Source organism: Kribbella sp. NBC_01245 (genome assembly GCF_036226525.1).
Classification (GTDB): Bacteria; Actinomycetota; Actinomycetes; order Propionibacteriales; family Kribbellaceae; genus Kribbella.
Window position 1 is genome coordinate 6,059,824 of the sequence record NZ_CP108487.1, and the last position, 26,662, is coordinate 6,086,485.

A 26,662-nucleotide genomic window follows, 5' to 3' on the forward strand; every position below is an offset into this window, starting at 1 on the left:
TCGTGAGCGTGTCGAAACCACTCTAATGGTCACCAGACCACTAGTCCTTCTTGATCGTGATGTCGCCGCTGGTGGTGCGCGCGTCCAGTCGGTGGGTGGCGCCGGTGGTCGAGCCGATCTCGCTGTCCACCTGGCCGCTCGTCACGTCGGTGTCGACCTGGTAGTTGCCCGTTGGCACGGTGATCTCGATATCGCCGCTGGTGCCCTTGGCGGTGACCGAGTTGGCCTCGTCGAGTTCCAGGTCGATATCGCCCGAGGTGGTGCTCGCCTTGACCGCACCGCCGGTGAGGCTACGGCCGGTGACGCTGCCCGAGTTCACCTCGACGTCGAGGGCGCCCTTGATGCCGTCGAGCTCGATCGTGCCGGACGTGGCGTCGAGGGTGACCGAGCCGGCCACGTCGCTGATCTTCACGTCGCCCGACCTGGTCTTCGCGTCCACCCCGGCCACGCCCCGGATCACGGTGTCGCCGGAGCCGGCCTCGCCGGTCACCTTGGTCCCGCGCGGCACGGTGACCACGAAATCGGACTCGCAGTTCCAGCCGCAGTCGCCGTCCAGCCGCAGCGTCTCACCGTCGACCTCGTAGCCGGAGCCGCGTTTGATCAGCCAGAACGACCGCTTCTCGTGGATCTTCGTGACCGGGTCGTCGCTCACCTCGACGGTGACGTTGCCGGCGCTGGTATCGAGCTGCAGCACCGAGATCTTGTCGCTCACCTCGTGCCGGTCGTCGGCCTCGCGGTCCCCGAACGACCAGACGGCCAGTGCGGCCCCGGTCAGTACCAGCAGTAGCCCCAGCCGGCGGTTGTCAGCCATCGATCTCGCCTCTTCTCGATCCCACCCACGACACGTTGTCGGTTGACAGTAGGACTGGCGGACCCCGCGCCGAATCGGGCACAACCCTCAGATCGGCCCTGACCCCCAAGCCAGGGGTGTAAGGGTCCCGTAGGGGGTCAGGACCGGTGCTCGCCCCGGCCGACCGCGTCCGCGAGGTTGTCGCCGACCGAGCCGAAGAACGTCCGCGCCCACAGGTCGTCGCCATGCCAGTACGGCCCGTCCGCACCGCGCAGCGAGGCCGGTGCCGCGCCACGCCGCAGGGCCTTCTGGCAGGCACGGCACAACGGCAGCTCGAGGGCGTGCCCGTCGGACTCCACCGTCGTCGGCCCACCGGTCGACCGCCCGTGCAACGGGTTGAACGCGCACAGCCCTCGTACGTCGGCCGGTTGACGCCCCGCCTCGACGGCCTGCGCTGCGTCGTACTCGCGCTGAGCCAGGTCCAGCAGAACCGTCGCGCCGACCACGTCGACGATGTCGTCGGAACCGTCCAGTACACGCCCGGCCGCCTGATGCGCGTCCAGCGCCCGCTGCTGCAGCTCGCGTGCTCGCGAAGAGGTTGCTACTGGCAACGAGGCGAGCTGTTCGCCCAAGCTGGTAAGGCTTTCGCCCGCATCTCGGGTGAGCTTGCGCCGCTTCTCGTCCGCGACCGCCACCGCCACATGCGGAGGAATGCTGAATGCCGCCTGCTTCCCGCGCCCGCGCCCTCGGCCACCGCGCCGGAAAGCGAGCACCAGCAGCGCCAGTACGGCGACACCGCCCACGATCCACCAGGGAAAGCCCGAGCCGTCGCCGGAATCCGACTCGCGCGAAGGCGTCGACTTGCCGGGCTTAGCGGTTGCCGGTGGCAACGAGGGCAGCGCCAGCAGCTCGTACATCCGGATCAGCACCTGGGCCGGTCCCGAGTTATAGCCGGTGTCGTCCAGCGCCCGCTTCCGGGCGGCGGACACCTTGTCGTAGTCCGGCTCGGTCCGACCCCGCAGCTCATGCCAGGGGAAGCGCCCGCCGCCGTCGACCAGGACGTACAGGCCGGGTTTCTGCATCGCGTCCATGATCAGCGTGAGCGCGGTGTTCTCCTCGCCGCGGAAGAAGTCGCCCGCGGTCAGCGGCAGGATCACCGTGTAGACGGGATAGCCGAGCGCCTTGGCCTTCACGCCGATCTCGGTCTGGGTCGCCGCCGGGTACGCCGAGGCGTAGGCCGGGTCGATGTAGACCGGGTTCTTCGCCAGCGCCTGGGCGATCTCCCGCGCGCGCTCTGCCGGTGTCGTGGGTGGTCCGGCCATGGCCGGTGCGACCGGGAGCGCCGTCAGCAGCACCACCAGGGCCGCCAGCAGGCCCATCAGCTTCCTCATCTACGTCCTCCCCAGAAAGCGGCAATGGCAAGCAGAAGGCCCGCCAGGATCACACCACCGATGGCGCCGAGGGCCAGCCCGCCGAAGCCGTTCGCCAATGCCGCGCCAACCGTGAATTCCTCGGGCTCGTACGGCGGTTCCGGTGACGACGGATAGGCCTTCGTCCGGGCCGGTCGCGGGGTTTCGCCGGCGTTGGTGTCGATCTGGTCGAGGTACGACTCCAGCTCGCCGGCCGGGGTGTACTCCTTGGTCTGCCAAGACCTCGATGGCGCGTCGGCCGTGACGAGATGGGCGACACCGGTTGCGTCGTCGCCGACCACCACGTAGACGCCGGGCTTACCGTTCGCCGCCGCGAGCCAACCGGCCAGCCGGGCCGTATCCCCGCCCTCGGGGAAGTACTCGCCGGACGGGATCACCGCCGCGTAGACCGCCACCGGCATCGCGCGCATCCGGGCGATCAACGCCGCCGCCCGCTCTTCGGGAATGGCGCCTTCGTTCAGCGGGGCGACGTACAGCGGTGACGTCTGCCAGGCCTTGACCGCCGCCTCAACCCGCGCATCCGGCGGAACCTCAGCGGCGGCAGCCGTCGGTAGCCAGCAGCAAGCGAAGATCGTCGCGAGCAACACCGCGAGTCGTCTCATCGCTTCATCACCCGCTCGGCCAGATCATCGCTCAGTGCACCAAATCCCGTTAAAACAAAGGGGTTCTTCGACTCGACCGACCAGTACGGCGGGCCGTCCGAGCCCTTCCCGAACAACCCTGCGGCCACCGGCACCCGCAGGGACAAAGGCTCATCGCCGGCATCAACGGCCACCTGGCAGACCTTGCACGCGGGGACTTCGAGCTCCGACCAGACCACCGTCGCCGTACCGGCCAGGTGTGTGGGGTTGAAGAAACAAGGCGGCCGTACGACGCCCTCCGTCAAACCGGTGTAAGCCTGCCGGGCCAGCACGAATGCCCCCGCGGCGGCCTCGACCCCGTCTTCCTCCCGCAAAGACCGGGCGGCCTCCAGACGAGTGACGGCGTCATCCCGGCGATCGAGTTGTTCGGCCGTCACGGTGCCCTTGGCGATCCGCCGTTCGATTCGCTGGCGCACCCGGTCGGCCCGGCTGATCAGCGCGTCGGTCTGCGGTGCGAGCGAGTCGGCCGTCACCGGAACCGCCTTCTTGACGCCCAAGCGCTTATCACTGCGCAGTGAGCGCGAGGCCCGTCGCCCGAAGCGCAAGAGCATGAGGGAGCAGGTGATGAAGGCACCCACGCCCATGCCGATGAACGCCGCGCGGTCTTCCTTGTCCGTGTGAGACAACCCCCTAGGCCGCTTCGGATCCAGGTCGTCGGTGGGCATGGCCGGGAGCGCCGTACCGCTCAGTGCCGCGTCTACCTGCTGGATCCGGCGTACGACGGTAGGTGCGGGTCGTTCGTCCACCAGGTCGTAGTAGGCGTCGTCGCCCCTCCGGATGTCTCTGAACCGGTTGTCGGCCGTACTGCCGGGAGGGAGGACCAGTTCGTGGTCGCCGCGCCAGCTGTCGTCGTCGACCAGCCAGACCATGAAGAGGCCGTTGCCACCGATACGGGCCTGCAGAAGTGTCGGTAGGTCGTGCCGCTGCTTTGAGTCAGTACTGGGCGTCGGGAGCAACGCGACGTACACAGGGGTGTCGAGAGAGCGAGCAGCTGTGCGGATGCGGTTCAGCTCGGCAGGAGGTACCTGCAACCCCTCATAGACGTAGACCGGGTCCTTGCGCCAGGACGCGGCAATGGCGTCTAGAAGCTCAGGACTGGTCTGAGGTGCTGCAACGGCTGGTCCGATGGGTAGAACCCACAACGCCACTACGAGCAATAAGAGTCGGCGCATCGCAGGCAATCTACTAGGTGTTCCAGCAGGCACATCCAAGCAGACGCGCCACCTCAATGCCTAGTTCCGTAAACACAGCTGCCCCTGGCCTGGACAGGGGGGAGGCCAGGGCAGGGACAGCTGTGCTGAACGGTCTAAGGGACTAGAACGCGGATTCCGGGAGGTCCATCACGTCGAGGTCGGTCATCTCCGCCTTGATCCGCTCGGCGCGCACGGTCGGCATGGTGGAGCGGACGAACCACTGGGCGGCCGCGACCTTGCCGGTGTAGAAGTCCTGGTCGGCGGGCGACAGCTCCTCGCCGAGACGGTTCAGGGCGACCTCGGCCTGGCGCAGCATCAGCCACGAGCAGACCACGTCACCGAGCACGAACAGCAGCCGCGAGGTGTTCAGGCCGACCTTGTAGATGTTGCGGATGTCGCCGCCCTCGGCCTGCGGGTTGCTCGACATCAGCGCCTGGCCCATCACGCCGAGGATCTTCTGGGTGTCCTCCAGGCCCTTGGCGAGCAGACCGCGCTCCTCCTTCAGCCGGCCGTTACCGGCCTCGGAGGCGACGAACTGCTGGATCTGGTCCGCGAGGTGCCCGAGGGCCTGGCCCTGGTCCTTGATGATCTTGCGGAAGAACAGGTCCTGGCCCTGGATGGCGGTGGTGCCTTCGTACAGGGTGTCGATCTTGGCGTCGCGAACGTACTGCTCGATCGGGTAGTCCTGCAGGAAGCCGGAACCGCCGAAGGTCTGCAGCGACTCGGTGCCGAGCAGCGTCCAGGACTTCTCCGAGCCGTAGCCCTTCACCAGCGGCAGCAGCAGGTCGTTGACGCGCTCGGCCTCGACGTCGTGCTCACCGGCATACCGCGCCTGCTCGGCCCGATCCTGGTAGGTCGCGGTGAACAGCACCAGCGCCCGCAGGGCCTCGGAGTACGACTTCTGGGTCAGCAGCGAACGGCGAACGTCCGGGTGGTGCGTGATGGTGACGCGCGGCGCGGTCTTGGCCGAGTTGGCCAGGTCGGCACCCTGGACCCGCTCCTTCGCGTACTCCAGGGCGTTCAGGTAGCCGGTCGACAGGGTCGCGATGGCCTTCGTACCGACCATCATCCGGGCGTACTCGATGACCTGGAACATCTGCGCGATGCCGTCGTGCACCTCGCCGAGCAGCCAGCCCTTGGCGGGTGTGTTCTCGCCGAAGGTGACCTCGCAGGTGGTGGACACCTTGATGCCCATCTTCTTCTCGACGTTCGTCACGTAGGCGCCGTTGCGCTCGCCGGTCAGCTCGCCCGTTTCCAGGTCGAAGTCGAACTTCGGCACGATGAACAGGCTCAGGCCCTTGGTGCCCGGACCGCCGACGCCTTCGATGCCCTGCGGGCGGGCCAGCACCAGGTGCACGATGTTCTCTGACATGTCGTGCTCACCCGAGGTGATGAAGCGCTTGACGCCCTCGATGTGCCAGCTGCCGTCCTCTTGCTGGACAGCCTTGGTGCGGCCGGCGCCGACATCGGATCCGGCGTCGGGCTCGGTCAGCACCATGGTGGCGCCCCAGCCGCGGTCGATCATGTGCTTGGCGATCAGCTTGTCCCGGTCGGTGCCGTTACGCCACAGCACGTGCGCGAAGTTCGGCCCGGCGGCGTAGATGTGCACGGCGGGGTTCGAGCCGAGCACCATCTCGGCGGCGGCCCAGCGCAGCGAGGGGGGCGTCGGCTGGCCGCCCAGCTCCGGCGGCAGCTCGAGCTTGAACCACTCGGCGTCCATGTAGGCGTGATAGCTCTTCTTGAACGACTCGGGCATGGTGACCTCGTGGGTCGCCGGGTCGTAGACGGGCGGGTTGCGGTCGGCGTCCTCGAAGGACTCCGCCAGTTCGTTCTTCGCCAGCCGGTCGATCTCGGACAGCACCTCGCGGGCGGTGTCGACATCCATGTCGGCATACGGACCCTGACCCAGGACGTCGCCGCGGCCGAGCACCTCGAGCAGGTTGAACTCGATGTCCCGCAGATTCGACTTGTAGTGGCTCACGTCGTGCTCCCCTGACCTTTGACTGTACTCACGAGTAACTTAAGTATATACCCGCCAGTAGCAACCGCAAGTAGTTTGCCGAATGAGAGCCTGGACACGTGCCAGTCCAGATCGTGTACGAGACGCACTCGACCACCGTCGACAACGAATCCGGCTTCGCCACCGGCCACCACCCGGGCCACCTCTCGGCCGCGGGGAAGCGGCAGGCGGTCGAGCTGGGCGAGCGCCGTCGCCATGACGGCATCGACGTGGTCTTCAGCTCCGACCTACGTCGCGCGGTCGAGACGGTCGAGATCGCGTTCGAGGGGTCGGACCTCCCGTGGCAACAGGATCCACGCCTGCGGGAGTGCGACTACGGCGACCTGAACGGCGCTCTGGTGATGTTGCTCGAACCACGCCGGAAGTACATCGACCAGCCCTTCCCGAATGGCGAGAGCTATCGGGAGGTGGTCGAGCGGACGCGGCTGTTCCTGGTCGAGCTGGCTAGCCGGTACGACGGCGCCCGGGTGCTGCTGGTGGCCCACTCGGCGAACCTGTGGGCCTTGCGCTATCTGCTCGCGGGCGACGTACTGGAGGACTTGGTGGGCGCGCCGTTCACCTGGCAGCCCGGCTGGGAGTTCGAGCTCCCAACCGGGCCGGCCTGAATCACCCAAGCGGGACGATCTGCTCCTGACCTTGAACCTTGACCTTGACCTTCGCGCTGGGCTCATCCGGCACCAGCAGGGCGTTCGGCATCGGCTGGCTCCAGGTGCCGTCCTGCCGCTGGTAGCTCAGCTGGGCCTGGTAGGCGGCGACCAGCCAACCCTGTCCGTCAGGTAGCCGGATCGCGACCGGTAGCGGCGCATCCCGTTGCGGAATGCCGCCGCCAACGGTCTTGGTTTTGCCGTCCGGGCTGGTGACGTGGGCGAAGATCCGGCTCGGATCGCGATCCAGCCCGTACTCGCCGACCACCACCCGATCGCCGTTCGGAGTCTTCGCGTAGGCGTGCCAGATCGAGTGGTACGCCATGCCCGAAGGTTCGTCCGAGGCCTTCTCGACGGCGCGGCCGAAGGCGTCCACCTCGGCCTCGGTCAGCGCTGGCAGTCCAGGGCTCGCGGGCCATTCGCCCTGCGCGGGCAGATCCGGCCACACTCGTTGATCCAGCTCGGCCGGCGCGCCGGGAGCGTAGTACGCGACCCCGATCCGGCCTGGGCCGTTCGCCGGGAGTGTGTTGACCCGCACGGTCATCCCCGTCGCGCCAGGTGGGAGCTGTACGACGGCGGCGCCCTCGCGGAAGGTCAGCTGTTCGTACGTCCTGGTGCTGCCACCCGTCGGCGGGTACTCGCGCTGCATCGACACCCCGACTTCGGGTGCGCCGGTGTCAAGAACGACCAGGGCCTTCTCGTTCGTACCGACCACGAAGGCCATGGCCGGACCGCCCACACCTGGCGCCGGATAGGCGTCCGCGACGACCTGGGGTTTGCCGTCTTCGCCCATGCCGATGAACCCGGCCAGCGTGAAGAGGCCCTCGCGGGACAGTTGGATGTTGTCGTGATGACGGAGCTCCGCCCGCTGGATCACCATCGCGGCCGGGCCTGCCGGGGTTTCGCCCGCCCAGACCACGTGGGCCTCGCCCTTGAGGTGGTCGAAGATGCCGCGATCGTTGTTGAGGGACCTGCCGTGGCTCCTGTCCCAGGCGCGCAGCACTTCGTCGAGGTATTCCTGGTCGCCGGCCAGATTGCCCTTGGTCGGCTTGTTCAGGAAGTACGCATAGGGGTCGTCGGTCGCGGTCGTCTGCTTGGCATTGGCGGCGGCATCGGCGTTCGCGTCGAAGCTCTCGATGCCGGCCCCGATGGCGATCATTCCGCCGACCGCCACGGTCGCCACGGCCATCGTCGCGACCGCGGTGAGCCAGCGCCGGCGCAGTCTCTTGCTTCCGCCGGTCCGGACGCGGTCGAGCAGGTCGACGGGCGGTTCGACGTCCGCGACAGTGGCGGTGAGACGGCTCTGAAGTTCGGTCTCGGTCATCGCAGTCCCTCCAGAAGAGCTGGTTCGGTGATTGTGCGCAGCCGGTCGAGGGCCCGTGAGGTCTGGCTCTTGACCGTGCCGACCGAGCAGCCGAGTACGTCGGCGGTCTGGGCTTCGGTGAGGTCCTCGTAGAACCGCAGCACGATCACCGCCCGCTGCCGTGGCGCGAGCTCCTGCAACGCGGCGAGCAGGTGGTCCCGCTCGGCGTACAGCTCGGAGCCGTCGGCGGTCGGGCGGTCGTGGTGCGCGGCCAGGGCCACCTCGGGTTTGCGGGACCGGCTGCGCCACCGGTTCGCGATGTGGTTCATCAGCGCCTTGCGGGCGTACGCCTCGGGCGCGCCGTTGATCCAGCGCCAGCGCACATAGACCCGTTCGTAGACCTCTTGCAGCAGGTCCTCGGCGGCCGGGCGATCGCCGGTGAGTAGTACGGCCGTGCGCAGCAGCCTGGTCGACGTACCTCGCACGAAGTCGTCGAAGTCGTCCCCTCGGGTGACCATCGGACCTCCCCATCTCGGTTCACCCGCAATGACACCGACCAGGCCCGGAAGGTTGCCCATTCTTTTGCGTTCATTCGTCGGAAACCGCCCTCGCAGGTCAGCGGGCCGGCACAGGCAGGCGGCGGACGAGGGCGGTTTCCGACGAATGAACGCAAAAGAAGAGGGACGAGGTCAGCCGGTGTAGATGGTGTTGCGGCCGTACAGCTTCTTGGTGAACCCCGAGATGTAGGAGCTGGAGTTCACGGATCCCAGGTTGTACGTCAGGAACACGCCGTATCCCTCGTTGACGGTACGCGTCGCCAGGCTCGCGGTGGTGGACGCGCTGGTCGAGTTGATGTGTACGGCGGCGGGGGACAGCCGGGACTTGGCGCTCGGGCCGCGGGGCACGGACCACGTTCCGTAGTACGGGTTCCAGGCGTAGTTGAAGGTGTTGGCGATGCTCTGGCCGTTGTAGCTCAGCCGCTCCGCCGACGGGCCGATGTCGTACAGCGTGATCAGTTTGTTCGGCAGTTTCTGGCGCAGTGCCGAGACCAGGTAGAAGAACGAACTGGCGTTTGGCTGGCCGGTTCCGTTGACGCCGTACTCCGCGTACTCGTCGTCGAAGTCGATTCCGTCCAGGCCATACCGGTTTACCGCGTCGGCCAATTCCTGGGCGAAGGCGTTCGCGGCCGCCTGGTTCGGGAAGTTGGCGAAACCGGCGCCCTGGTGGTTGCCCAGGATGGACAGCAGGACCTTGATGCCCTTCTGCTGCAGGGGCCGGACCTGGGTCGCCACGTTGTCCAGCACGTTCTGAACGTTCTCGTTGAAGTGCAGGTAGGCCTTCGTGCCGTCGTAGTTGATGTTGGCCGCGAAGATCACCGCGATGTCGAACACCTGCTCACCGGCGCCTGTGAGCACGTACTTTCCGGCGTTCAGCATGCTGTGGTTGTTGACCTCGATGTAGACGACCGAGAGCGGTCCGGTCTTCCTCGCTTTGGTCGGTGCGGCGGCGGCCGTGCCGGTCAGGGTGGCGCCGGTCGCGGCGGCACCGATCAGCGACAGCACTGTCCTGCGCCGAATGAGCTCTTGTCCCATGTCAACTCCTCGTACGGGCGGGCGGGCCCGGAGATAAACCGGTATAGCTCCAAGAGCATCGACTGCCGGTGATCCTGTGTCAAGGCACCATCACGGACGGTGCCGGGCATTGCGGTCGCGCGAACTGGAACTGATAGACCAAGATGTCTGCGAGACGGGTAAAAACTCACGGGGAGTTTGGAGACCGGCCGATGACCACAGACACCTCAACGGTGGACACGCGGAGGTCCCGCCGGGCGCTGGTCGCCGGGTCGGTGGGCAACTTCGTCGAGTGGTACGAGTTCGGCGCGTACGGGTTCTTCGCCACCGTGATCGCGGCGAACTTCTTCAGCCCGACCGGCGCCGGTGATGCCGAGAGTCTGATCAAGACGTACGCCTCGTTCGCGCTGGCCTTCTTCTTCCGGCCGATCGGTGCCGCCGTCTTCGGGCGGATCGGCGACCGGATCGGGCGACGGCCGACGCTGATCCTGGTCTTGCTGCTGATGACCGGCGCGACCACCTTGATCGGTCTACTGCCGACGTACGCCGCTATCGGTGCGGCCGCGCCTTGGATCCTGACCGGGGTTCGGGCATTGCAAGGGTTGTCCGCGGGTGGTGAGTTCGGTGGGGCCGTCTCGATCATGACCGAGTTCGCTCCCCGCGAGAAGCGCGGCCTGTACGGCTCGTGGCAGTCGTTCACGGTGGCCTTGGGTTTGCTCGCGGGTGCTGGTTTGGCCGCCGTGCTGGCGTCGGTGCTGAGCGAGGCGGCGCTGAAGGACTGGGGTTGGCGGGTGCCGTTCCTGCTGGCCTTGCCGCTCGGCTTGGTGGCGTTGTACTTGCGGTTGAAGCTCGACGAGACACCGTCGTTCCAGCGAGCTGCGAAGGCGCCGCCGCAGCCTGCCGGGGAGACCGCGAAGGCCATCGGGCTCGGCGTCGGTCGGTTGATGGGCTGGTCGGCGGCCGGCTACACGTTCCTCGTCGTCCTGCCGTCGTACCTGCAGTCCAGCCTGAACGCGACCTTCCAGCAGGCGTTGATCGCGACGGTCCTGGCGAACCTCGGCTTCGCGCTGTCGATCATCCCGGCCGGCCTGCTGAGCGACCGGATCGGCCGCCGGCCCGTGATGGTCACCGGTGCCGCGCTGATCGTCGTACTGGCGATCCCGTTGATGAATGGCCTGCAGGACAAGGGGATTTCCAATGGCACCAAGGGGCTGATGGTCTTGCTGGCGGGTGCCGTGGTCGGCCTGCTGGCGGGACCGGGCCCGGCGATGCTGGCGGAGATGTTCCCGACGAGCGTGCGCTACACCGGCCTCGGCCTGGCCTATTCGTTGTCGAACGCGGTCTTCTCCGGTTCGGCCGGACTGATCATCACCGAGCTGATCAAGCGCACGAAGAACGTCGACATCCCGGCGTACTACGTGATGGCCACGTGCGCGATCAGTGTCCTCGCCCTGTTGACGTTGCGAGCCGATCATCGTCGCGAATTGAGGGACTGAGGTGCCGGAGATGCGAGTCATCGGCCTGATGTCCGGCACGTCGTACGACGCGATCGACGCGGCGGCGGCAGACCTCCGGATCGAGAACGGCACCCTCGTCATGCAGCCGCTCGGTCTGCTGAGTGCGCCGTACCCGCCTTCGGTTCGCGAGGCGCTGGCGGCCGCGCTACCCCCGGCCGCGACGACCATGCAGGACGTGTGCCGCCTCGACACCGCCATCGGTCAGGCGTTCGCGGCTGTCGCCCGGCAGGCGATCGAGCAGCTCGGCGGCGGTACGGCGGACCTGATCGCCTCGCACGGGCAGACCGTCTACCACTGGGTGGAGGACTCGCAGGTCCACGGCACGCTCCAGCTCGGCCAGGCCGCCTGGATCGCCGAGGCGACGGGTGTGCCGGTGGTGTCGGACTTCCGCACTCGGGATGTCGCGGCCGGCGGCCAGGGTGCGCCTTTGGTCAGCCTGATCGACGTGCTCTGGCTTCGCGGCCGCAGCGGTACGCCGGTCGCGCTCAACCTGGGCGGTATCGCCAACGTGACGGTCGTTCCGCTCGATGGCGAGCCTGTCGCGTTCGACACCGGGCCCGCGAACGCGCTGCTCGACGCGGCCGTGCTGGACCTCACCGCCGGCCGCGCCTCGTACGACGCGGATGGCGCGATGGCCGCGCGTGGCCGGGTGCACGAGGTGTTGCTGGAGCGCCTGCTGGCCGAGCCGTACTACGCACGCCGTGGACCGAAGAGCACGGGCAAAGAGTTGTTCCACCTGCCGTATCTGGCCGCTGCGATGAACGGCCTCGAGGTGATTCCGGCGGACGATCTGGTGGCGACGTTGACCGCGTTGACCGTACGGACGGTGGCCGACGCCGTACGCGCGCATGGCGGCACTGAGGTCATCGCATCCGGCGGCGGCACGCGCAATCCGGTGCTGATGAACCGGCTTGCAGCGGAGCTGGGCGGCATTCCTCTGCGTACGACGGACGAGCTCGGCCTGCCGTCGGCCGCCAAGGAGGCCTACGCCTTCGCCGTACTGGGTTTCCTGACCCTGCACGGCTTACCGGCCACAGTGCCCAGTTGTACGGGCGCCCGCCACGCAAGCATCCTCGGCTCCATCACTCCCGCCAGAGGTCCACTACCCGCCATACCGCTTGTGGCCCCTCCAACCCGTCTAGTGGTGGCTCAAGAGGCTCAGGCCCGTCGGAACTAGCTCCACGGGGTTACCGGACGCTTGTGCCGCTCTCCGTCAACCTCAAGGTCCAGTCGCTCGGTGAAGAACGCGACGCGCCCGGCGATTCGCTGCATTCCGTCCAGCGGGTCCTGGTACGTCCAGGCGATATTCGGTGCTGATTCGCCGACCGACCAGTACGTCGCGTGTCCCTTGTACGCGCACGTCGTCCGCCGATCACTGTGCTGGAGCAACGCCATCCGGACGTCCTCGGGCGGCAGGTAGTACCGCGTTGGCAGGAACGTCTCGAACAGCATCAGCGGCCGGTGCGAATCGGCCAGCGTCATGCCGTCGAGCTCGATCCGGATGTGCCGCGACGAATTGAGCAGGTCGATCCGTTTGCGTGGATCCCGAGGGTGGCCGAGGACCGGTTCGTCCTCCTCGAGCCACTCGTCGAAGGCCTTCCAGTCGAGCAGTACGTAACCGTCCAGGTCGGGGTCGTCGGGCTTGAACCCGGCCGCGGCGCAGTCGCCGATGTCGTACGTCGTACCCGGACACGTGTGCACGGCGAACGCGGTGCTCGGGTCCAACACAGGGACGTCGATCAGCTGCACCGGGTTCTCCTCGGCCGATGGCGCGGGCACCTCGGTGAGCTCCGCGGCGATGTCGGACGGCGGCACGGCGTACTGCGGGACCACCCGGCGGGGCTCCCAGACGAGCCGGGCCTGAACGCTGTCGACCAGTGTCCGGCCGTTCTTCCGGGCCCGAACGTGCTTCCTGGTCGGATGGAATCGAAGCGAAGGCAACGAGCTGCGGTACTCGTCGGCGAGCCGAAGCGCCATGCTTCACCATCGGCCGGTGTGGCCCGCCGGTCAATAGGATCACCCCGTGACCATCACCAGTGAGATCCAGGTCGACGGACGTCCGGCTCTGCTCACCGTGCCGGCGGATGGGCCGGTCCGGGCGGGAGTCGTCGCCTTACATGGGTCCGGTAACCCGTCGCACGCGCAGCCGATCTTCGAGCACCTCGCGCAGGTCGCGGCGCCGCTCGGCTATGCCGTCTTGTCCTTCGAACGTGCGGCCTGGGATGCGGACGACGTGGACGTGCCGTTCACGGTGCAGACGGCCGGGGCCGTCACGGCGTACCAGCGGCTGCAGAGCCGGTACGACGTGCCGATCGGGTTCTGGGGTGTGAGCCAGGGGACTTGGATCGAGGCGATGGCCTCGCTCGAACTGCCGGACGTCGCGTTCCTGGTGATGCTCGGTTGTTCCGGGGTCAGCCCGGCCGAGCAGATGCGTCATGCGACGGCTGAACTGATGCGCCGCAACGGGTACGACGCTGAGGCCGTCGCTGAGGCTGTGGGAGTCCGTGATGCCGTGGCGGAGCTTCTGCGCGGCAAGGCGGACCGTGCCGAGGTGGACGCGCTGTTGCTGGCCAAGTCGGTTGAGCCGTGGTTTGAGCTCACTGGGCTGCCTGTCGATCTGGGGTCGCCACTGCCGGTGTGGCACGAGGTGGACTTCGATTCGGAGGCGCTGTACTCGCAGGTGACGTGCCCGGTGCTGCTGATCCATGGCGCCGAGGAGGAGAACCTGCCCGTGCCGGAAACTCTGGCCGTCTGGAAGCGTGCTGCCGAGATCTCTGGCAACAAGTCCGTAGAGACCGCACTGATTCCTGGAGTCGGCCACTGGCCCGGGACCCCGTCGCGAACTCTTGAGGGCATTAGTCCGGCCTATGGGGACATACTGCGCTCCTACCTCGCGGCGAAGCTGCCTTGACCTTCGAGTTGGTTGAGGGCTGAGGGTTTGGGGCGTGACCGAACAACTGCTCACCATCAGCTCATTCGCCCGCCTGGTCGGGCTCACGCCGAGCGCGCTGCGGTTCTACGACGACTGTGGGCTGCTGCAGCCCGCTGAGGTCGATGAGGGCAACGGCTATCGCTACTACTCGCCTGAGCAGGAAGCGCGGGCCACGATGCTCCGGGATCTGCGCGAGATCGACCTGCCGCTGGCCGACGTGCGCGTCGTACTCGACTCCGGGCCATTGGCCGCGGCCGAGGTCATCCGGACTCACCTGCGCTCGATCGAACTTCGCGCCGAGGCCGCTCGGCAGGCCGCCGCCCGGATTCTCGCGGGAGGTGCCGACTCGGCGACGAGCGTCACCTTGGGTGGGGCCGAGCTTGCCAGTGCGATTCGGCAGGTCTCGCCGTCGGCGGCGACGTCTGCGTCGAAGTTTCCGGCGCTGACCTGCGTTTTGCTGGAGATCGGGCCGGATGAGGTCAAGCTCGTCGCCACTGATCGCTATCGGCTCTCTGTGCGCCAGCTGCATCCGAAGGCGTTCAGTGGTACGGGTTGCTCGGTGTTGTTGCCCGCGACGTCGCTCACCGAGCTCATCCGGACGCTGGCGGCGGAGCCTGAGGTAAAGATCGACGTGACTGCCGACGGCGTCGCGATCGGCTCGGCGGTGCTGACGCCTGCGGCCGGCGAGTATCCCGCTTATCAAGCGATCCTCGACGGTCTCGATGCGCCGACGACCCGGCTCTTCGTCAATCGGCTCGCGCTGCTGGCGACGCTCGAGACGGTCACCGGGGATCTCGTTCTAATGACAACTCCGGTTGGTCTTACTGTCGCGGGCTCGGAACAAGAGATTGAGGTTGACGCGATCTGCACCGGTACGCCCGTCCGGGTCGGCTTCGATGCGATGCTGCTCGGGTCCGCCTTGTCCGCGAGCGTCGGGCCCGACGTACTGCTGGAGATCGGTGCCGTCGATCGCCCGGTCGTCGTTCGATCGGCGGACCAGGGCACGTTCACCACGTTGGTGATGCCGATCCGCCTGGACGCGTGAGCACCGCCGTACGACAGCAGGCTCTGCCGCGGTCCTTCCAGTACTGGCTGGCCGCTGCCTCGCTGTCCACCTTCGGGGATGTCGTGCTCTACTTCGCCCTCGGCTGGGCCGCCACCGGGATCAGCCCGGGCCTGGCCGGAATGGTCCTGACCTGTGTCGTCATTCCGCGCGCCACCCTGTTCATCCTCGGCGGCGTAATCGGGGACCGGCTGGGCCCGCGCCGGGTGATGATCGCGGGGGATGCCCTCCTCTGCGGCCTGACGCTGCTGCTGGCCGGGGTGGTCGCCGTGCCCGGGGTGAGCCCGGCCGTACTGTTGATCACCGCCTTGCTCATCGGTTGCGTTGACGCCTTCTACTTGCCGGCCGCAGGAGCCTTTCCACGGCTTTTCGCCACGGACGAACAGTTGCCCAGGGCAATGGCTTTGCGCGGCACGACGAGTCAGGCCATCACGCTGGCCGGCGGGCCGTTGGCCGGTCTGCTGGTGGCGGCCACCGGGTTGGTCGGCGCCTTCTTCATCGATTCGCTCAGTTTTGCCGTCTGCCTGGTGGTGATCGTTCTGATCAGGCCGCCCTATTCGACGCCGCCGCCGACCGGTCCCGCGGTGTCCGTGCTCGCGTCCGCGCGGGACGGTCTCCGTACGGCCTGGTCGGATCCGATGTTGCGCAGCATCCTCGTCGCGGTTGGGCTCGTCGCCGCCTTCGTACTGCCCGTGTTGTCGCTCTGCATCCCGTTGCTGGCGCGATTCCACGGATGGGGGCCGGCCACGGCGGGGTTCATCTCCGGATCGTCCACGGCCGGGGCGCTGCTGGTCACGGTCGTGGTCGCTCGCCGCGGAAGCTTCCGCCGAGCCGGCCTGGTCACCGGAATCGCGCCGCTGGTCATCGCGATGGGTATGGCCGCACTGGCCTTCTCCGCCACCCCGGCGATCGCTGTCGCGGCGGCGTTCGTCCAGGGCAGCGGGATCGGCCTGTTCACCGCGCATATGGGGCCGCTGTTCGTCGCCGCCACGCCACCCACCCACTTGATCCGGCTGCAGTCTCTGCTGGGCTTGGTGCAAACCCTTCCGCTACTGGTCGCCAACAACCTCATCGGTGCGGCGTCCGCCCGGACGAGTCCGCAATGGGCTCTGCTCGGTTGCGCTGTCGCCACGACGTTCGCCGCGCTCGCGCTGCTCTCCACCGGCCGCCTTCGCTCCGTTGGTCGCGAGGTGGACGGCGATGGCGCTGACAGTCCAGACCCCGGCCAGCGCAGCCATGGGGACGAGGTCGCCGCTCTCCTCGTGGAACAGGCCGAGCAGGGCGAGGTTGACGGCGGTGTGCAGGACGGTCGCGATGGCCAGGTTCGCGCCGCGGGCCGATCGCAATAGCGCGCCGAGGACGACCGAGATCGCGACGGCCATCACGACGAACAGGGTCATGTACGCCAACCCTTGGGCGAAGCCGCCGATGTGCCAGAAACCCCAGAGCAGACCGACGATCAGCGACGAGCGCAGCACGGTGAAACGTGTCTGCAGGTAGGGCTGGAGGTACGCGCGCCAGCCCAGCTCCTCACCGGCTGAGCCGATCGTCATGGTCAGCACCAGCGCCCACCAGGGAAAGGCCGGCGCGGTCCGGATCGGCTCTCCGGCGATCAGCAGCACGGCCGCCGTGACCAGCATCGCGGCGGCCGTGATGCCGACGGCCAGTCCGGACCGGGCGAGCATCGGCCCGACCGGCGTGAAGCGGGCTGCGACGCGCGTGCTCCTTCGGAAGAGCAGCCACATCACGCCGACTCCCAGGGCGGGCGCGAACTGAACCAGCTGGAGGAGATCGGGATCCGGTCCGGCCGAGGTCTGCAATGCGACCAGGCCACCGGAGAACAGGAGAGTGACCAGATAGAAGGCGAATACCTTGACGAACATGGCGGATTCCTAAGACGCAGAAGGCCGGTGGGGGGCCAGCAGTTGATCGAGCTGGCCGGACAGGAAGTCGGTCAACGTGCCCCAGCCGTTGACCGCCCAGATGATGAGCGCGCCCTGGAACATCACCAGTACGGCCTTCGCGAGCTCAGCCGGATCCACCTCGCGCTCAAGTTCACCCGCGGCCTGGGCCGCGCGGAGTAGGCGCTCGCAGCCGTCGACGATGGCCGCGTGGTTCTGCATCGCGTAGGTACGGAACTCCGCATCGTTCACGTCGAGCTGGACGAAGCCCAGCCCGTTGCCGAGATGCTCGCGCTTGTCGATATGCACAACGCTCGAGATCGCCGCATCCCGCAAGGCCGCGAGTGGCGAGTCGTTCCGGGCCTCGGCCTGCGCGAAGGCCTGGCGCGCGGCCCCCACCGAGCGGGCGGCGGACGCGAGCAACAGCCCCCGCTTGGACCCGAACCGCTGCATCAACGTGGACGGCGCCAGCCCGGCGAGCTTGCCGACGGCCGCCAGCGTGAGACCGGCCGGTCCACGCTCGGCCAGCACTCGCCGGGTCGCCTCGAGAACGACCTCGTCATCGATCGTGCGCGGTCGTGCCATTCCGGCTCCCGAGTTTATGAACGGCCATTCGTTAACTCCGAAACCGTAGCAGACCCTCAACAGATCGGCCCGACGACGCTAGGGTCATGCCCGCTGGTGCCACTGGGTCCGGGGCCGGCACGTCGTAACTCGGGGAGCATTTCCATGCGTTTCGTCCGCATCGCTCTGGGGCTTTCGTTCGCCCTGATCGGTCTGCTGACCGCGATCGTCGCCGCCGTGATCGGGTTCTTCCTGATCGGGCCGGATGACACCGTCTGGTCGCCGGAGCAACAGCTGAAGACACCGGGCACGGCCGCGATCAGCGCGCCGGAGCTGCTGAACCGGCATGGGCCGACACTGCAGGTGAGCGCCCGGCAGACCGCCGGCGATCGACCGCTCTTCGTTGGCGTCGCGCGCGATCTGGACGTCGCCAGCTATCTGCAGGGCGTTCGCCACCTGGAGATCGACCACGTCCAGTTGCCGATGCACCTGGGTGGGGTCGAGGTGAACACAGAGACGCGTGCCGTCCCGCCGCCGACCGGCCCCGACTGGTGGGTGGCGCGCGGCGACCGCTCGCTGACCTGGCCGATCGCCGACGGCCCGTACGACGTCGTCGTGATGAACGCGGACGGCAAGCCCGAGGTCGACGTTCTAGTCAGGTACGGCGTGGAGCTGCCCGGCGCCTTCGTCATCACGCTGGCGATCGGTGGCGCCGGCCTCCTGCTCCTGGCCGTCGGCCTCGTACTGCTGTTCCGCGGACCACGCCAGGTCGCGCCCGCGCCCACAAGCGACGCGCCGTCAAGCGCCGAGCCGGTACGTCGTACCGAGGACGCGTCGGTACGACGTACCGCGGGCGTGGTCGCGATGGGCGTATTGGTGCTCTCGGCAACAAGTTGTTCGGCCGTGCCGGAAACCGACACCGCCCTCGTACTGAGTCGTCCGGCAGTGACCCCGGAGGCGGCACGCGGCGAGGTCAGGCGCTACAACGAGGTCTTCAACGCCGCCGCCCGGACGCGCGACGTGTCCGTGCTCCCGACCATCGAGGGCGGGCCGTTGCTGGTCCAGTCGCAGGCCTCGTTCCGGGTCGGCAAGGCGCTGCGCAAACCCGTCGTACCGCCGTTCTTCTATTCCCAGCCATTGATCTCCGCACCGGACTACACCGGTTATCCGATGCGCTTCGTTGTTTCGTCCGGCTTGTCCAGTGACCAGAAAGTCCGCCAACTCGGTGTGTGGCAACGCGAGAATGCGGGTAGTCCCTGGTTGGTCACGCATTCCGTCCGGCCGCCGGCGGCAATGCAATTGCCGGACCTGACCGGGCTGCGAGTTCCTTCCGCCGCAGATATCGCGATCGCCAAGAACGCGGCGACGGACCTCGCGACGTACTTCACCAAGGGCAAGGCGTCGACCGGTGCGTTCATCCCGTCACCGGACACGACCCAGCTGCTCCGGCGCCGCGCGGCGGATATCGCGAAGGACCGGCGCGACGTCTACATCTCCGGTGTCACCGACACGTTCAGGGTGCGGGGCGAGCCGGTCGCCTTTGTCACGACAACTGGCGAGGTGCTCGTATTCATCGCGATCGGCGAACGCTATCTGCAGACGATTCGCCTCGGCGAAGCCGCGAAATGGGCCCGTGGTGATGTCACCGCGTTCAGCAACGGCAAGGAATTCAGTCGAGCGCTGACGTACGACATGTTGCACCAGGTCGCGCTCGTCGTACCGCCGAAGGGAAACGGAAAGGCCCGCATCCTGTCGGTGGATTCGCAGCTCACCGGCGCCGGCGGCAGTTGAAAGCAGCAGCCTGGAAAGCCGGGGAACAAGAAAACCCCAGGTCGGGATTGCGGTCCTGACCTGGGGTTTCTCTGTGGAGCGGGTGACGAGAATCGAACTCGCACTGTCAGCTTGGGAAATCAATCTACGCCCCGCCGGGCACCGTCAACAAGCCGGGCGGGCGGTACCCCTGACTAGCCGTCAGTGCCCCCGCATCACTGTGGCTTGTCGCACGGATGTTGCACGGATCTCGGTGGGGTCGCGACTCGCCCAGAGTCGGCTCGTCATCCCCGAGGCCTTGCGGACGCCACTCACCAGTATGTGAACATTTATCGAACAGGGTTGGTGTGGTGAGGTTCGAGAGTCGAAGGCGCTGGATGGAACCGACGTGTGACATCTGGGATGCGCCGTCACGCACGGCGACGCGACTGGTCCCTGGATCAAGGCCGTGTAGCGGTCCACACATGAAGATCGGCTCGGAGGCCGGACCGCGCGCTGCTCTATGCGGCAAGATGAGTACCTACTACGAGAGAGGACTCCATGGGCGGCATACGGCTTGACTGGGACGACAAGTCAGCGGATGTACCACGGCTCAACCTGCCTCTGCAGATAGTCGAGACTGTCAACAGCCCGCGCGCCGACCGCGGAACGATCTTCGAGTCAGCGCATACCGACCCATCGGACGGATGGCGCAATCGACTCATCTGGGGCGATAACGTTCATGTTCTCGCCTCCCTCGCCCAGGAACTTTCTGGCAAAGTGGACCTCGTATATATCGATCCCCCATTTGATTCCCGTCAGGACTATAAGGTTCGCATCGCGGTGGGCGATGGGCCCAATGTAGGTGATCAAGAACTCGCGAAGATCGCCAGTGTTATTGAAGAGAAGGCCTACCGGGACACCTGGGGGAAGGGGATGGAATCCTACCTTCAGATGCTGTACTCGCGTCTAATTCTTATCCGGGAACTCTTGTCTGATCGTGGCTCCCTATTTCTTCATCTTGCTCCTAACGTATCTCATCTGGCGCGTGTTCTACTTGACGAAGTATTCGGCCCCGATAACTTCCGCGCAGAGATCGTCTGGAAACGTACTACAGCGCATAGTGATGGTGGCCAGGGCAGCCGTCAATTTGGTCCGGTTCACGATGTGATTCTGTACTTCAGCAAGACTGATCAATACATTTGGAACTCACAGACAACGCCTCACGACGATGCATACATTGCTTCCAAGTACCCCCATGTAGAGGAGGGGAGTGGTCGGCGATACGGACTTTGGGACATGACAGGTCCGGGTGGCGCATCGAAAGGGAACCCATCTTATGAGGTAATGGGCGTCACTCGATATTGGCGTTACTCGAGAGATAGGATGCAGAAGCTGATCGCAGAGGGGCGAGTGATACAGCCCCGCGCCGGAGCCGTGCCGCGTTTCAAACGTTACCTAGATGAGAGTTCCGGTGTCCCCCTGCAGGATGTATGGGCGGACATCGACCCAATTAACTCTCAGGCAATCGAGCGGCTGGGCTACGACACGCAAAAGCCCGTCACCCTTCTTGAACGGATAATCAAATCGTCGACGGATAAGGATTCGGTGGTCCTCGACTGTTTTGTGGGTTCTGGTACAACGGTCGCCGTTGCAGAGAAGCTAGATCGCAGATGGATCGCGGTCGACATCGGACGCTTTGCCATCCACACGACCCGCAAGAGGCTGCTCGACCTACCCGGGTGTTCCCCTTTCGCAGTTGCCAATCTCGGGCGGTACGAGCGCCAGGTGTGGCAGCAGGCGACCACAGGTGAGGCTGTCCGCGCATACCTAGATTTTGTGGTTACGCTCTTCGGCGCAGCGCCAGTTGCTGGATTCCAGCATGTTCACGGCACTCTCGGAGCAACTGCCGTCCATGTCGGCGCCGTCGATGCGCCTATCTCGCTCGCAGAAATAAAGGACGCGATCGACGAGGCGGCTGATGCAGGATATCCCAGTCTCGACGTCCTGGGCTGGGAATTCGAGATGGGTCTCCATGACCTGGTGCAGGATGTAGCCCGGGCAGCTGGGACTGTCCTGCGATTGCGACGGATTCCGCGGGAAGTAATGGATCCTCGCGCCGTCGAGTCGGGCGAGGTGGTCTTCCATGAGTTGGCATATGTGAAGGTAGACGCGAAAGTTCGGAAGCGCAGCGTTGACGTGTGCCTCACGGAATTCGTCCTGCCTAACCCCGAACTAATTCCTGCCAGCGTACGGGATAAAGTTACTGGCTGGAGCGATTACGTAGATTACTGGGCAGTTGACTTCACCTTCGGCGCGGAGGGCGAAGGAGACACCTTCAGGAATCAATGGCAGTCCTATCGAACGAGAACCGACCGGGGTCTGGAACTAGTGGCGCAGCACGACTATGAGGAGCCAGGGAAATACAGTGTTCTCGTCAAGGTCGTCGATATCTTTGGCAATGACACGACTACCTCCGTGTCTATATCGGTGAAGTGATGACTTTGAATTCTCCTTACGACATTCCGGGTGTGCGCAGGGACAGTGCCGCGCCGCTGGTAGCGGGCGTGCGAGCGGAAGTTGACCGCTGGCGCGAGCAGGATTACGTCGGAGCGAGTGTTACCAGTCGCAGACTGCTTGAACACTGGTTTCTCGATGAACACCAGGCCGCTGACGGAATCCCTTTTCGTTACTACTTCGCTCAGCGGGAGGCCATAGAGACTATTATCTACCTCTACGAGGTTGCACGTGCGCGCACACTGGCTGAGCTCGTCACCAATTACGCTACAACTCCCGTAGCCATCGCCAAGCAGCCCTACCCTCGATATGTCGTCAAAGCTGCGACAGGGTCAGGCAAGACGAAGGTGATGAGTCTTGCTATCGCTTGGGCATATTTCCACTCGCTTCGCGAACAGGACTCGGACCTAGCAGCAACCTCACTCGTGGTCGCGCCGAACCTCATTGTTTTCGAGCGGCTTCGGGAAGACTTCGAGGGTGGGCGGATCTTCCGGTCGGATCCTGTTATCCCGCCAGAGTGGCGGGTCGATTTCGACTTGCAGGTCTGCTTGCGTGACGAGCCCGTACCTGTCGGTGCTCCCGGCGTCTTGGCGTTAACGAACGTTCAGGCTCTGTATGAACGTCCAGTTGTCACGAACCCGAACCCTGTTGGGGCACTGCTTGGTCCTAGGCCGCCCAAGAACCTACGCGTCGGCGACCCATTGCTTGTCCAACTCGCCCGTCGTGGCAAGATCCTGGTCGTTGATGACGAAGCCCATCACTTGCATGATGAGGTCAGGTCCGACACAGGTGAGCCGCTAGTAGCGATCCGCACGTTGCAACGCCTGCACGAGATGGCGCGTAGTCAGGCGCCGTCGGGCGGGGTGGTTGCCCAACTAGATTTTTCTGCGACGCCGCGCAACCAGCAGGGGCAGATCTTTCCCGAAACTATTGTCGACTATCCGCTAGCGCAAGCGATTGAGGATGGAATCGTCAAGCGGCCAGTCATTGGTGAGCTCTCAGGCGAGGTCGAAGCAACAAGTGACGATGCTTCGATTCGCTACCGCCAGCGCCTTGGCGCTGGGGTGGCGAAGTGGCGCGAATTTCGCGACGCGCTCGCTCCGGTAGGAAAAAAGCCGCTTCTCTTTGTGATGGCCGAGGACACCACTGCGGCAGACCAGATCGCTCGCTATCTCGAAACCCTGCATGATCTCGCCGGCAAAGTGCTCACAATCCACGTCAAGATGGGTGGAAGGGATCGTGGAGAGATCAGCACCGGCGACTTAGCGATCGCGCGTGACGCGGCCCGCAAGGTCGATTCTGACGACAACCCGTTCGCCGCGATTGTTAGCGTCCTCATGCTTCGCGAAGGATGGGATGTAAAGAACGTAAGCGTGATCGTGCCGCTGCGGGCATATACAGCCAAGGCAAGGATCCTGCCGGAACAAACCCTCGGCCGGGGCCTTCGTCGCATGACCCCTCCTGATTCAGGGGTGGATGAGCAGGTGGTGGTGATTGAGCACGAGGCATTCCGCAAACTCTGGGATGAGGCGCTGGACGCTGAGGGACTGGCCGTTGAGCGGCGACGAATAGATGAAGTGCGACTAGAGGCGAAGGTGATCGCTGTCGATCCGGACCGCCTTGCGTACGACATCGAAATACCGCAGTTGTCCCGAGTGCTGTTCCGAGAGACGGCCGCCCTCACTAGTCTTCGCCCTGAAGATGTGCCCGCACGGCACATAGAGCGCGTTCGCGAAGCTCGCAGCGAGACGGTCGATTACACCGGCCGAGATCTCTTGACCGGTGAGGTCATCGAACGATCTCAATATCCCCTGCCCACGGCGGACGATCCCACCGCGGTACTTGCCTGGTATGTCCATGAGTTACAACGCGACACCAGAGTGACCGGGCAATTCGCGCTGCTTGCTCCGCTCGTAAAGGATTATGTCGAAACCCGCGCGTTCGGCGGTACGGTCGACTTCGACGATCCGTTGACCCTGCAAACTTTGGCCGACCCGGTAGCTCAGGAAGTCATACTTGGCGCGCTGCGCGAGGCCGTCGACGCTGTGACCCTCGTGAATCACAAGGTGGGTAGCGAACCTAAACCGCTGATCTTATCTTCGGTCCGCCCATTCTTGTGGAGTCGCGATACCGCTAATGTCGCGAAGTCAGTATTCTCATTGCAGCCGTGCGATAGTGGTCTTGAAGTGCAATTCTGCTCGTTCCTCGACCGCTGTAAGGACGTAACCGCGTTTGCAAAACTTGCAAGAGAGGCTCGATTTTCACTCGAGTACCGTACCGAAGGCGGTCGCCTCGCTTATTACTATCCTGATTTTGTTGTTCGCCTTTCTGATGGCGAGCACCTGGTTGTGGAGACGAAGGGCTTAGCCGATCTAGACGTTCCACGGAAAGATGAGCGCGCAATTCGATGGGCTGTCGACGCGACAGTCATTTCCGGAACTCGATGGCGATATCTCCGTGTTGACGAGGAAGTATTTTACGACAATCAATCACGTCTCACCTCCATGAAATCTCTTGTTAGCCTCGTTTACGAGGTGCGCCGGCAAGCGGTTTTCAGGTCTCAGCCAGCACCGCGAAGGCGGACCCCGGAGGAGATCCTGGCGACGATGGAGGATGTGTCACGGCGCACCTCGGGCTTGCAGGGAATCGATGTTGATGATGAGATCCGGCGCATGCGGGAGGAACTCGGTGGCTGAGTATTTCGTCGACACTGGAGTTTTTGTCCGCTGGTTCATCGAGCAAATAGGTTGGGAACATGCCCGAAAAGTTCGGGATGAATACTTGCAGGGTTTTGTAGGGCTCGTGACTGTAGATTTCGTACGGATTGAAACAGCTAACGTACTCCGTAAGGTTGGTCTACAGGGTGGAGTCTTCGTCGATACCGAAGCCTATGTGACAGCAGTTAGAGCGATTGATGACCTTGGCATCGTCGCGCACGCGACCGACGTGGATATGCTTGAGCGGGCGGCTCGGCTAGCCGCCACCAACAGTCTGCGGATTTTCGATGCGCTCATCGCTATGCACGCGATGGACCAAGGAATGACTCTGTTGACGTCTGACCAAAAGTTGTGTCGTGCCGTCGATGGATTAATGTCTACCGAACTGCTGCAGGGTATTGCAACCACCTGAAGACTCGCAATCGTCAGGCTGAACCGGACGGCTGGCATGGGTTCGTTCATCGCTTCGAGCGCGGAGAGCGAGCGGCGCGGTATTTGGAGCCCTGCGCATCGGCCGCGCCCCCTGTCGTAGGCCTTGAGTGGAGCTCGGGCTGCAGTCGGTTGCCTGCTGCCTTCTAATGGATGGCGGAACGGGCGCGGACGTGAGGTGTTGCAGCGGAGTCGGCACGCCCGCTCCGCCTGATCAGGATGCGTGGCGGGCGATCAGCACTTTCGTGCCGTGTTCTTCGAGCTGCTGTCTGATGGCCAGCGGGTTGCCGAGGACAGCGAGATGGTGGCAGCCAGGAACGACGAGTGCCGGTGTGTCGAGCTTCCTCAACTGCTCCGTCATTGCCTGGAAGGCGGCCGGCGCCGTTTCAATGCGTTCAACGAAGATGGCCGCGAGTTTGTAGCGGTGGTCCCTGGCGAAATCGACGAGGTTTTGCCGAGCGTCTGCAAGCTCATTGTCTGTCATCAGAAAATGCTCGCGAATGTAGCCGACGATCGTCGGCAAAGTCTCATCTTGAATCGCCTCGCAAGCTGTCACAGAAGCGACGTTAAAGCTTCAAGGCTGCGCGTTCAAAGCGTGTTGCACGATGTTGCTCCAAGTCGTTCCGTCGGGCGTGACCAAATGTCCCACGCCAGTCGCTGAGGATTCAAGAAGCCTGCAATTATTGGCCTCTTGACGTGTTGCTCGGCAGCGCGGATGCTGGATGACGCCCGAGCAACCTCGGGCAAATCCCGACCATCGGAGTCAGCAATGTTGCTATGGTTCCTCGGCAAAACTTCAACGCCGAATAATTCCCCCACGCTCTACCGGACGGACGAGAATTCGTACGTAATTCAAGGCTGGCGCGTCTATGACGAGGCCGTCCTTGCTCAGCTCTCGATCCCGGCCGGGGACACCGTGATTGAGATTCCTCCGCCGCTGCTGGACTACCTTCAGTTGGACGGCATGAGCACTGACGCAAGGCACCTCGTGCCGCCGATCGTCCACGTCAAGGAGAATGGGAACTACATCGTTCAGGGGCCTGAGGTTCACGACTCGCAGGTTCTGGGGCAGATGAAGGTCCCGGACCACGAGACTTGTATCCATCTGTCCAAGGCGACCGTCGCCCAGCTCGTTGGAGGTTAGACCGTTGGAGCCGATCTCAGGAGACGAGCGCGACAAGTTCCTGTCGTCGTATCGACGGGAGGCGCTCCACCTCGAAATGCGGGACATCTACGCCACCGACATCGAGCGGGACAGGTTCAGTCAATGGCTCCAGGGCGAGCCTCTGGACCCGGAGGCTGAAGCCGAGTGGTGGCGCTGGTGGTTCGAACTGATGAACGCCAACAAGAAGGCTGGCAAGACGATGCGCCGCCTCCGCATCGTGTCTGAACCCGTAACCGACTACATCCGCTTCGAGTGGCTCGACACGGCAAAGCTCGTAGAGGCGGGCGAGGAAGTCAGGTGGCTGCCGCGCCGTCAGGCAAGCACGCTTCTCCTGCCGGGTAACGACTTCTGGATGTTCGATCGGGAGACTGTGACGTTCACTCATTTCGATGGCGACGGTCATGTCCTGGACCACGAGATCACGAAGGACTCGGCGATCGTCAGCGCGTGCCTTGCCGCCTTCGAAACCGCTTGGGATCTGGCCATCCGGCACGACGAGTACAAGCCGACCTGACC

Annotated in this window: 23 protein-coding genes and 1 pseudogene; 12 read left to right on the forward strand and 12 right to left on the reverse strand. The window is 65.0% G+C overall.

Annotation, left to right across the window (positions count from 1 at the left end; translation table 11 throughout):
• Positions 1 to 40: 40 nt before the first annotated feature.
• The 5 genes from OG394_RS27655 to OG394_RS27675 all read right to left on the reverse strand — a co-directional run bounded on the left by OG394_RS27655 (position 41) and on the right by OG394_RS27675 (position 6,035).
• Positions 41 to 811 carry a DUF4097 family beta strand repeat-containing protein gene (locus OG394_RS27655; RefSeq protein ID WP_328990021.1) on the reverse strand — a complete coding sequence of 257 codons (771 nt, stop codon included), beginning with the start codon at positions 809 to 811 and terminating at the stop codon, positions 41 to 43.
• 137 nt (positions 812 to 948) lie between these two features.
• Entirely contained in the window at positions 949 to 2,181 is a 1,233-nt protein-coding gene (locus tag OG394_RS27660; RefSeq protein ID WP_328990022.1) for a hypothetical protein, read from the reverse strand.
• Entirely contained in the window at positions 2,178 to 2,822 is a 645-nt protein-coding gene (locus tag OG394_RS27665; protein ID WP_328990023.1) for a hypothetical protein, read from the reverse strand. The genes OG394_RS27660 and OG394_RS27665 overlap by 4 nt, the downstream gene beginning before the upstream one ends.
• On the reverse strand, positions 2,819 to 4,033 hold the full coding sequence (locus OG394_RS27670) for a hypothetical protein (protein ID WP_328990024.1): 1,215 nt from the start codon (positions 4,031 to 4,033) through the stop codon (positions 2,819 to 2,821). Before OG394_RS27670 ends, OG394_RS27665 begins: the two co-directional genes overlap by 4 nt.
• A 142-nt stretch (positions 4,034 to 4,175) precedes the next feature.
• Positions 4,176 to 6,035 (reverse strand): acyl-CoA dehydrogenase, encoded by a 1,860-nt coding sequence (locus OG394_RS27675; RefSeq protein ID WP_328990025.1) that lies wholly within the window; start codon positions 6,033 to 6,035, stop codon positions 4,176 to 4,178.
• Between the two features lie 98 nt (positions 6,036 to 6,133).
• Between OG394_RS27675 and OG394_RS27680 the strand changes: the two genes are divergently transcribed.
• Positions 6,134 to 6,679 carry a histidine phosphatase family protein gene (locus OG394_RS27680; RefSeq protein WP_328990026.1) on the forward strand — a complete coding sequence of 182 codons (546 nt, stop codon included), beginning with the start codon at positions 6,134 to 6,136 and terminating at the stop codon, positions 6,677 to 6,679.
• Between the two features lies 1 nt (position 6,680).
• On the opposite strand, the gene OG394_RS27685 is transcribed toward OG394_RS27680, so the two are convergent.
• From OG394_RS27685 to OG394_RS27695, 3 genes are all read right to left on the reverse strand, one after another.
• On the reverse strand, positions 6,681 to 8,042 hold the full coding sequence (locus OG394_RS27685) for a hypothetical protein (RefSeq protein ID WP_328990027.1): 1,362 nt from the start codon (positions 8,040 to 8,042) through the stop codon (positions 6,681 to 6,683).
• Positions 8,039 to 8,539: a SigE family RNA polymerase sigma factor gene (locus OG394_RS27690; RefSeq protein ID WP_328990028.1), complete on the reverse strand. Its 501-nt coding sequence runs from the start codon at positions 8,537 to 8,539 to the stop codon at positions 8,039 to 8,041. The genes OG394_RS27685 and OG394_RS27690 overlap by 4 nt, the downstream gene beginning before the upstream one ends.
• Positions 8,540 to 8,710: 171 nt before the next feature.
• Positions 8,711 to 9,613, reverse strand: coding sequence for an endo-beta-N-acetylglucosaminidase H (locus OG394_RS27695; RefSeq protein ID WP_328990029.1), 903 nt, complete (start codon positions 9,611 to 9,613; stop codon positions 8,711 to 8,713).
• 191 nt (positions 9,614 to 9,804) lie between these two features.
• Between OG394_RS27695 and OG394_RS27700 the strand changes: the two genes are divergently transcribed.
• Both OG394_RS27700 and OG394_RS27705 read left to right on the forward strand, forming a co-directional pair.
• Entirely contained in the window at positions 9,805 to 11,088 is a 1,284-nt protein-coding gene (locus tag OG394_RS27700; protein ID WP_328990030.1) for an MFS transporter, read from the forward strand.
• Positions 11,089 to 11,098: 10 nt separating this feature from the next.
• Entirely contained in the window at positions 11,099 to 12,286 is a 1,188-nt protein-coding gene (locus OG394_RS27705; protein WP_328990031.1) for an anhydro-N-acetylmuramic acid kinase, read from the forward strand.
• Here OG394_RS27705 and OG394_RS27710 read toward each other — a convergent pair.
• A complete protein-coding gene (locus OG394_RS27710) occupies positions 12,283 to 13,086 on the reverse strand; it encodes a DUF427 domain-containing protein (RefSeq protein ID WP_328990032.1) in 804 nt (267 codons plus the stop codon). The genes OG394_RS27705 and OG394_RS27710 overlap by 4 nt on opposite strands.
• Before the next feature lie 46 nt (positions 13,087 to 13,132).
• Between OG394_RS27710 and OG394_RS27715 the strand changes: the two genes are divergently transcribed.
• The 3 genes from OG394_RS27715 to OG394_RS27725 are packed head-to-tail and all read left to right on the forward strand — an operon-like array spanning position 13,133 to position 16,453.
• Positions 13,133 to 14,020, forward strand: coding sequence for an alpha/beta hydrolase family protein (locus OG394_RS27715; protein WP_328990033.1), 888 nt, complete (start codon positions 13,133 to 13,135; stop codon positions 14,018 to 14,020).
• Between the two features lie 34 nt (positions 14,021 to 14,054).
• Positions 14,055 to 15,086, forward strand: coding sequence for a DNA polymerase III subunit beta family protein (locus OG394_RS27720; protein ID WP_328990034.1), 1,032 nt, complete (start codon positions 14,055 to 14,057; stop codon positions 15,084 to 15,086).
• Complete coding sequence (locus OG394_RS27725) at positions 15,083 to 16,453, forward strand: MFS transporter (RefSeq protein WP_328990035.1); 1,371 nt, start codon at positions 15,083 to 15,085, stop codon at positions 16,451 to 16,453. Before OG394_RS27720 ends, OG394_RS27725 begins: the two co-directional genes overlap by 4 nt.
• Here OG394_RS27725 and OG394_RS27730 read toward each other — a convergent pair.
• Both OG394_RS27730 and OG394_RS27735 read right to left on the reverse strand, forming a co-directional pair.
• A pseudogene (locus tag OG394_RS27730) lies at positions 16,448 to 16,987 on the reverse strand (CPBP family intramembrane glutamic endopeptidase); the annotation flags it as partial. The gene OG394_RS27725 and the pseudogene OG394_RS27730 overlap by 6 nt on opposite strands.
• Before the next feature lie 9 nt (positions 16,988 to 16,996).
• Positions 16,997 to 17,590: a TetR/AcrR family transcriptional regulator gene (locus tag OG394_RS27735; RefSeq protein ID WP_328990036.1), complete on the reverse strand. Its 594-nt coding sequence runs from the start codon at positions 17,588 to 17,590 to the stop codon at positions 16,997 to 16,999.
• 144 nt (positions 17,591 to 17,734) lie between these two features.
• On the opposite strand from OG394_RS27735, the gene OG394_RS27740 reads away from it, so the two are divergent.
• The 4 genes from OG394_RS27740 to OG394_RS27755 all read left to right on the forward strand — a co-directional run bounded on the left by OG394_RS27740 (position 17,735) and on the right by OG394_RS27755 (position 24,964).
• A complete protein-coding gene (locus OG394_RS27740) occupies positions 17,735 to 19,360 on the forward strand; it encodes a hypothetical protein (protein WP_328990037.1) in 1,626 nt (541 codons plus the stop codon).
• A 519-nt stretch (positions 19,361 to 19,879) separates the two neighbouring features.
• The gene (locus OG394_RS27745; protein WP_328990038.1) at positions 19,880 to 21,817 is read left to right on the forward strand and encodes a site-specific DNA-methyltransferase; all 1,938 of its coding nucleotides are present in this window, start codon (positions 19,880 to 19,882) and stop codon (positions 21,815 to 21,817) included.
• Positions 21,817 to 24,531 (forward strand): DEAD/DEAH box helicase family protein, encoded by a 2,715-nt coding sequence (locus OG394_RS27750; protein WP_328990039.1) that lies wholly within the window; start codon positions 21,817 to 21,819, stop codon positions 24,529 to 24,531. The genes OG394_RS27745 and OG394_RS27750 overlap by 1 nt, the downstream gene beginning before the upstream one ends.
• Positions 24,524 to 24,964, forward strand: a complete 441-nt coding sequence (locus tag OG394_RS27755) for a type II toxin-antitoxin system VapC family toxin (protein WP_328990040.1) — start codon at positions 24,524 to 24,526, stop codon at positions 24,962 to 24,964. The genes OG394_RS27750 and OG394_RS27755 overlap by 8 nt, the downstream gene beginning before the upstream one ends.
• Positions 24,965 to 25,195: 231 nt before the next feature.
• Here the strand turns inward: OG394_RS27755 and OG394_RS27760 are convergent, their stop codons facing one another.
• On the reverse strand, positions 25,196 to 25,504 hold the full coding sequence (locus OG394_RS27760) for a hypothetical protein (protein ID WP_328990041.1): 309 nt from the start codon (positions 25,502 to 25,504) through the stop codon (positions 25,196 to 25,198).
• A 246-nt stretch (positions 25,505 to 25,750) separates the two neighbouring features.
• Between OG394_RS27760 and OG394_RS27765 the strand changes: the two genes are divergently transcribed.
• Positions 25,751 to 26,125, forward strand: coding sequence for a hypothetical protein (locus OG394_RS27765; RefSeq protein WP_328990042.1), 375 nt, complete (start codon positions 25,751 to 25,753; stop codon positions 26,123 to 26,125).
• Between the two features lie 4 nt (positions 26,126 to 26,129).
• Positions 26,130 to 26,660, forward strand: a complete 531-nt coding sequence (locus OG394_RS27770; protein ID WP_328990043.1) for a DUF6879 family protein — start codon at positions 26,130 to 26,132, stop codon at positions 26,658 to 26,660.
• Positions 26,661 to 26,662 lie beyond the last annotated feature (2 nt).